Below are 6,280 nucleotides of genomic sequence, written 5' to 3' on the forward strand. Positions count from 1 at the left end.
ATTAAGCATAATATTTGTATTTTTGCATCGAAAATTAGTAAACTGATTCATGAGCACTGTATCATTGAAGAAAAGACTCTACCGTATTTATATCCTTATGATACGATTTATGCATGGCGAGCATGCTGGAGACGCATTACGTAATGTTGCCGTCAGTATTTTGCCAAGTTTGGCGATCTATTTATTGGGAGCGCAAGCGAGCACGGCTATCGGAATCGGTGTCGGATCGTTGTTAACGACACTCACCGATCCTCCTGGCAACAGAAAAGATAAACTTTCTTCAGCTCTGGTATGTATTCCCACCTTCTTTATTGCATCATTGTTTACAGCTATTGTATTTCCCTATCATTGGCCCTTGGTTATCGTGCTAGCGTCAGCCGGTTTTATATGCACCTTATACGGCATTTTTGGAGCCCGCTATGCTGCAATTGGAAACATGACATTGATTCTCATGAGTTTTGTGATCGGAATGGCCCCACAACACCCCTTTGCGGTTAGCTTACAGATTACAACAGGGTCCATAATATATTACTTTTTTAGCCTTTTACAAGCCTATATACAACCTTATCGCTCTTTAAAACATGCCATGGCTAATGGCTTTCATGGATTGTCCCAATTTCTATTGATACGATCACAGTCTTACGATCCCGATATTCCTTTGAATATTACGTACAGTCGCGTAGGAAAAATTCATGGCCAGATCAGCGAACAGCAGGAACAAATCAGGTCTCTTCTGTTTCGAGAAAAAAAAATCATAAGCCAACAGTGGCATAAAAGCAATTATTGGCTCAGTCAGGTTTATGGATTAATTGACCTCCATGAGTTAATTATTGCGCTTGATCATGACTACGATGCAATTCGCAAAAATCTTGCAGACACGGGCAGCCTCCCCTTAATTCGTCACACAATCAAATTATTAGCGTTAGAAATCGATAGCTTTTCACAACCCAACAAGAGGTTCCGGTATGCACATCAATTATACCATAATAACTTTAAAATTAATGCCCTCTTACGGGATTTAAAAGAAATTCAAGAACAACAGGCCGATCCAGCAAAAGGTATATTATGTTCGATCATAAGCAACATCGAAGCAATTATTGATGTACTCAACAGAATCCAGGTCGCTTTTTATCAAAATCAGGAAATTCAGGATAAGATTGACACCAGCGAGTACCAACAATTTATCAGTCGACCATTACGTAATCTCGCTGATCTAAAAAGTAAACTCCATCTGAATAATCCGCTTTTTCGATTTGCGGTTCGGATGGCTCTTCTTTTTGGAACAGGTGCATTGATCGGTATTTTATTTTTGGATTTTAAATATACCTATTGGATCTTACTGACGATCGCTATTGTTGCCAGGCCAGCATTTTCAATGACAAAAACCCGTAATATAGAACGTATTGTCGGTACATTCTCGGGTATTATAGTTGGTGTGTTCTGCTTAATTTCTATTCATTTTCTTCCAGCACTCCTAACCACAGCTGCATTGGGTCTTTTTGGATTCTTTTTGTTCAACCGATCTAATTATATGGTCAGTGTCATCTTCATTACCTTGGGAATTGTAATTGCGCTCAATCTGTTCGAAGGCAACATCAATCTCATTTTAGGCAGCCGAATACTTTTCACACTGATTGGAGCATTCTTGGCTATAGCGGGTTATTTCTTGATACCTGTACGCCAGAGCACAGGCATGGTTCAGCTGGCAAAAGAGGTATCCCTTTACAACGCGCATTATTTCCAGATCATCAATAACCGTCTGTCGGACGAACGACAAAGTTCGTTTGATATACGACTGGCTCGTAAAAAGGCGCAGACCGCTATGGCCCTGTTTTCAGACGCCATCAATCAAATGAAAAAAGAACCCGAGCACAAATGGATGGATTGGTCACATATTCACCATTTTCAGGCACTCGCATATCAGGTCAATTCCCATTTGGTGGGCCTTTCGCTATCGTTAAGCAAAAAGACGAATCGCCACCTCGCCTATGATATCCATAGTAGAATCGATGCGCTTAAACCTCTTCTAACAGATTTAAATCAAACTGCAGAACGGATCAATTTAAAGAAATCATAATACCCGATTGACAGTTACTTTTGCGGTTTCATCGGAAGATATGTGATGCCAATCGGCATGTTATTCAAAATTCCTTTAACTAAAAAATAGCATTTCTTTTGCTTTAATAAAAAAAGAGTTTATATTTGTGTCGTCTTCGAAAGAAGATTTCTAATCAACACCTCCCTTCATCAGTAGGTCTTGATTTATAAAGAAGTGGCGAGAGACTGGCTCAATGACCCACTGGCAACCTTCAATTTGTTTGAAAAGGTGCCAATTCCTGTCCAAAACAATATCGTTTTGGAGCATATAAATGACATAAGACAATGATTATTAAATTACTGAAGTCCATTAAAAATTCAGGTTCAACACAAGTGAACCGCACGATAAGCGAAAGTGTAACCCATCGTACAATTGTATCGATGCGAATGCGTATGCATATGCACTTCCATGCTTGTTAAAAATCATTTCCGTTTTCTTGGATAAAGATTTAACAGACCCTTCAAGGAGGTGTGTATGCTTCTCTTTTTACTTTGCAATTTCTTTTTGAACCCTTAAAATCTGATATATTATGTCTTCAAACAAAAATTTAAAATTCGAAACTCTTCAGGTTCACGCTGGTCAAGTCGCTGACCCTACTACGGGATCTAGAGCAGTTCCTATATATCAAACAACATCTTTTGTATTTGAAAATGCCGAACACGGCGCAAACTTATTTGCATTAAAGCAGTTCGGTAATATTTATACACGGATTATGAACCCTACTACGGATGTTTTCGAACAACGTATTGCGGCACTGGAAGGTGGAGTTGCAGCTGTTGCTGTTGCATCCGGCCAGGCGGCACAGTTTATAGCTTTAAATAATATTTTGGAAAGTGGTGACAATTTTGTTGCGGGATCCAACTTATACGGCGGTACATTCAACCAGTTTAAAGTTTCTTTTAAGCGCCTAGGCATCGAAGCTCGTTTTGCAACAGACGCCGAAGCAGATAAAATTGAAGCGCTCATTGATGATAAAACAAAAGCAATCTATGTTGAAACAATCGGAAACCCAAGTTTCAATATTCCCGACTTTGAAAAAATTGCTGCCGTAGCAAAAAAATATGACTTACCATTAATCGTCGACAATACTTTTGGAGCCGGAGGTTATTTATTTAAACCTCTGGAGTATGGTGCAAATGTGATTGTTGAATCGGCAACTAAATGGATCGGTGGACATGGCACAAGCATTGGCGGTGTCATCGTCGACGGCGGAAACTACAATTGGGGCAATGGAAAATACCCGCAATTTTCCGAACCATCTGAAGGCTATCATGGTTTAGTATTTTCCGAAGTTTTCGGTGAAAGCGGACCATTCGGAAATATTCAATTTGCCATTCGGGCGCGTGTGGAAGGGCTCCGGGATTTCGGACCAGCACTCTCCCCTTTCAATTCATTTTTATTATTACAAGGACTTGAAACCTTGTCTTTGCGGGTGCAACGCCATGTAGACAACACTTTAGAGGTCGCAAAATGGCTTGAGGCGCATCCACAGGTAGAAAAAGTAAACTATCCGGGATTAAAAAGCTCTCCGAGCTTCGCTAACGCACAAAAATACCTTAAAAATGGCTATGGCGCGGTACTTTCTTTCCAGCTTAAAGGTGACGCAGCGCAAAAGGCCAATAGCTTTATCGACAGCTTAGAATTGATCAGTCATTTAGCCAATGTTGGTGATACGAAGTCATTGATTATTCATCCAGCAGCTACAACCCATCAACAATTGAGTGATGAAGATCAAGCCAATGCCGGAGTCTTCAAAGGCTTATTACGTCTTTCTGTAGGAATAGAGCATATTGATGATATCAAAGCTGATTTACAACAAGCTTTTGATAAAATTAAATAATCAGATTTTTTCGGCTTAAAACTTAAACGTGAAATGAGTAAGCATATATATCTGCACCCGGAGCCTTTTGTATTTGAAAATGGAAGAGAGCTTACTGATTTACAAATCAGTTATGAAACATTTGGCAAACCCAACGCAGATCGCAGCAATGTGATCTGGGTTTGTCATGCATTAACGGCCAATGCAGATGTGCTGGATTGGTGGTCCGGTCTTTTTGGAGCAGGTGAGTTGTTTGATGCAAACGATTATTATATTATTTGTGCCAATGTCATAGGATCAGCATATAATAGCAGTAATCCGCTATCTGTAAACCCAGCAACCGGACAACCCTATTACCTATCTTTCCCCGAATTCACAGTGAGGGATTTGGTTCACGCACATCAAGTCCTTGCGGACCACCTGGAAATCAAACAAATAGAGATCCTTATCGGGGGGTCATTAGGCGGTCAACAAGCATTGGAATGGGCCGTATCGCACAGTATAACCATCAACAATCTCATCGTGGTTGGAACAAATGCCGTCCACTCACCATGGGGTATTGCATTCAATGAAAGTCAACGTCTGGCCATTACAACTGATCGAACCTTTTACGCCAATCACCCTGATGGTGGAGCTAAAGGATTGAAAGTTGCACGCGCTATGGCACTGTTGTCTTACCGCAACTATACAACGTATGCCAACACGCAAAAGGAAGATGATAACGAAAAACTCGATCATTATAAAGCATCCTCCTATCAGAACTATCAGGGTGAAAAATTGGTGAAACGCTATAATGCGTACAGCTATTACTTCCTGACCAAAGCAATGGACAGCCACAATTTAGGTCGGGGAAGACGATCTATTGAATCTGCTTTGGCGAGCATTGATTGTCCAACTTTAGTCCTGAGCGTTAATACAGATTTGTTGTTTCCGCCACAAGAGCAACAATTCATCGCGCAACATGTTCCCAATGCCCATTATCAAGAGATTGAATCGACCTATGGCCACGATGGCTTTTTGATCGAAACAAAAAAACTCACAAAAATCATTAGCAGCTTTCTGCGGGAACAAAAAGAATACATAAACGAATTAGTATAAGAGAGTAAATAATATATAAGAGAATTTAAGAAGAGATATGAGTAATAAATTAACAATAGGGATGTTTGGGTTTGGTGTCGTAGGCCAAGGTCTTTACGATATCATCAAAACCAAAGATCTTAATCTGGAGATCAAGAAATTTGTCATTAAAAACGGAGATAAAAAACGCTCGCTACCAGCAGATTTATTTTCTACCGATGCCGAAACAATTTTAGGTGATCCAGAAATTAATACTGTTGTCGAACTAATCGATGATGCCGAAGCAGCATACCAACTAACTGTTCGTGCTTTGAAATCGGGGAAAAATGTGGTATCTGCCAATAAAAAAATGATTGCCAACCATTTGGAAGAGCTGGTTGATATCCAACATGAATACGGGACCAGTTTATTATATGAAGGTGCCGTTTGCGGAAGTATTCCCATTATACGGAATTTAGAAGAATACTATGACAATGAATTACTGCATTCTGTCAGCGGTATTTTTAATGGATCTTCCAACTACATTTTATCTAAAGTTTTCAACGAAAATCAGCAATATACAGATGCTTTAAAGAAAGCACAAGAACTTGGTTTTGCAGAAACAGATCCAACGCTGGATGTAGGTGGATTTGACCCCAAATTTAAGGTATGTATTGTTGCTTCGCATGCGTACGGTATCTATGTCAAACCAGAAGATGTGTTCAATATTGGTATTGATAAATTGGGACAGCAAGATATTCGTTTTGCGAAAGAAAAGAACCTCAAGATCAAATTGATACCGACGGCAAAAGAGATCGACGGCGACAAAGTTGTACTTTATGTATTACCACGCCTAGTAGGCAAAGACAGCATGCTCTATAATGTAGAAAATGAGAACAATGGAGTATTGGTGAAAGCGGCCTTTGCAGACGAACAATTTTTCTATGGTAAAGGAGCAGGTGGCCACCCAACAGGTTCTGCTGTGCTATCGGATATCGCGGCTCTTCGCTATGGATACCGCTATGAGTATAAAAAACATTTAGAATCCAGCACATTAAATTATAGCCAAGATTATTTAATTAAGGTTTATTTGAGATATACAGATGATACACTGATTGAAAAGTTAAATTTCAGTGAAATCACAGAACGATATTACGCACCAGATTTCAAATATGTCATCGGACATATTAATCTTCAACAAATCGCAGCCCATAAAGCTGATTTGGATCAAGAGGGCAATTTTATTGCTGAAATCGCGTAGGCAATCAACAAACCAACCTACCTTGAAGAAGCTGTCTCAAATTTAT

The 6,280-nt window shown here is 39.7% G+C and carries 4 protein-coding genes and 1 riboswitch; all 4 genes read left to right on the plus strand.

From position 1 onward, the window contains the following. Positions 1-49: 49 nt before the first annotated feature. Complete coding sequence (locus B3E92_RS10440) at positions 50-2,077, plus strand: FUSC family protein (protein ID WP_286896648.1); 2,028 nt, start codon at positions 50-52, stop codon at positions 2,075-2,077. 182 nt (positions 2,078-2,259) lie between these two features. Continuing rightward, positions 2,260-2,372: riboswitch (SAM riboswitch) on the plus strand. 255 nt (positions 2,373-2,627) lie between these two features. Further along, the gene (locus B3E92_RS10445) at positions 2,628-3,938 is read left to right on the plus strand and encodes an O-acetylhomoserine aminocarboxypropyltransferase/cysteine synthase family protein (RefSeq protein ID WP_204991076.1); all 1,311 of its coding nucleotides are present in this window, start codon (positions 2,628-2,630) and stop codon (positions 3,936-3,938) included. 33 nt (positions 3,939-3,971) lie between these two features. Beyond that, complete coding sequence (locus tag B3E92_RS10450) at positions 3,972-5,015, plus strand: homoserine O-acetyltransferase family protein (RefSeq protein ID WP_286896650.1); 1,044 nt, start codon at positions 3,972-3,974, stop codon at positions 5,013-5,015. 37 nt (positions 5,016-5,052) lie between these two features. Beyond that, positions 5,053-6,234 carry a homoserine dehydrogenase gene (locus B3E92_RS10455; RefSeq protein ID WP_286896653.1) on the plus strand — a complete coding sequence of 394 codons (1,182 nt, stop codon included), beginning with the start codon at positions 5,053-5,055 and terminating at the stop codon, positions 6,232-6,234. Positions 6,235-6,280: the final 46 nt, after the last annotated feature.

The organism is Sphingobacterium sp. UBA6317, from assembly GCF_002440385.1.
GTDB classification, from domain to species: Bacteria; Bacteroidota; Bacteroidia; order Sphingobacteriales; family Sphingobacteriaceae; genus Sphingobacterium; species Sphingobacterium multivorum.

Coding starts and splice junctions, on each gene's coding strand:
- B3E92_RS10440 (WP_286896648.1), top strand. CDS start 50: ATGAGCACTGTATCATTGAAGAAAAGACTCTACCGTATTTATATCCTT.
- B3E92_RS10455 (WP_286896653.1), top strand. CDS start 5,053: ATGAGTAATAAATTAACAATAGGGATGTTTGGGTTTGGTGTCGTAGGC.
- B3E92_RS10450 (WP_286896650.1), top strand. CDS start 3,972: ATGAGTAAGCATATATATCTGCACCCGGAGCCTTTTGTATTTGAAAAT.
- B3E92_RS10445 (WP_204991076.1), top strand. CDS start 2,628: ATGTCTTCAAACAAAAATTTAAAATTCGAAACTCTTCAGGTTCACGCT.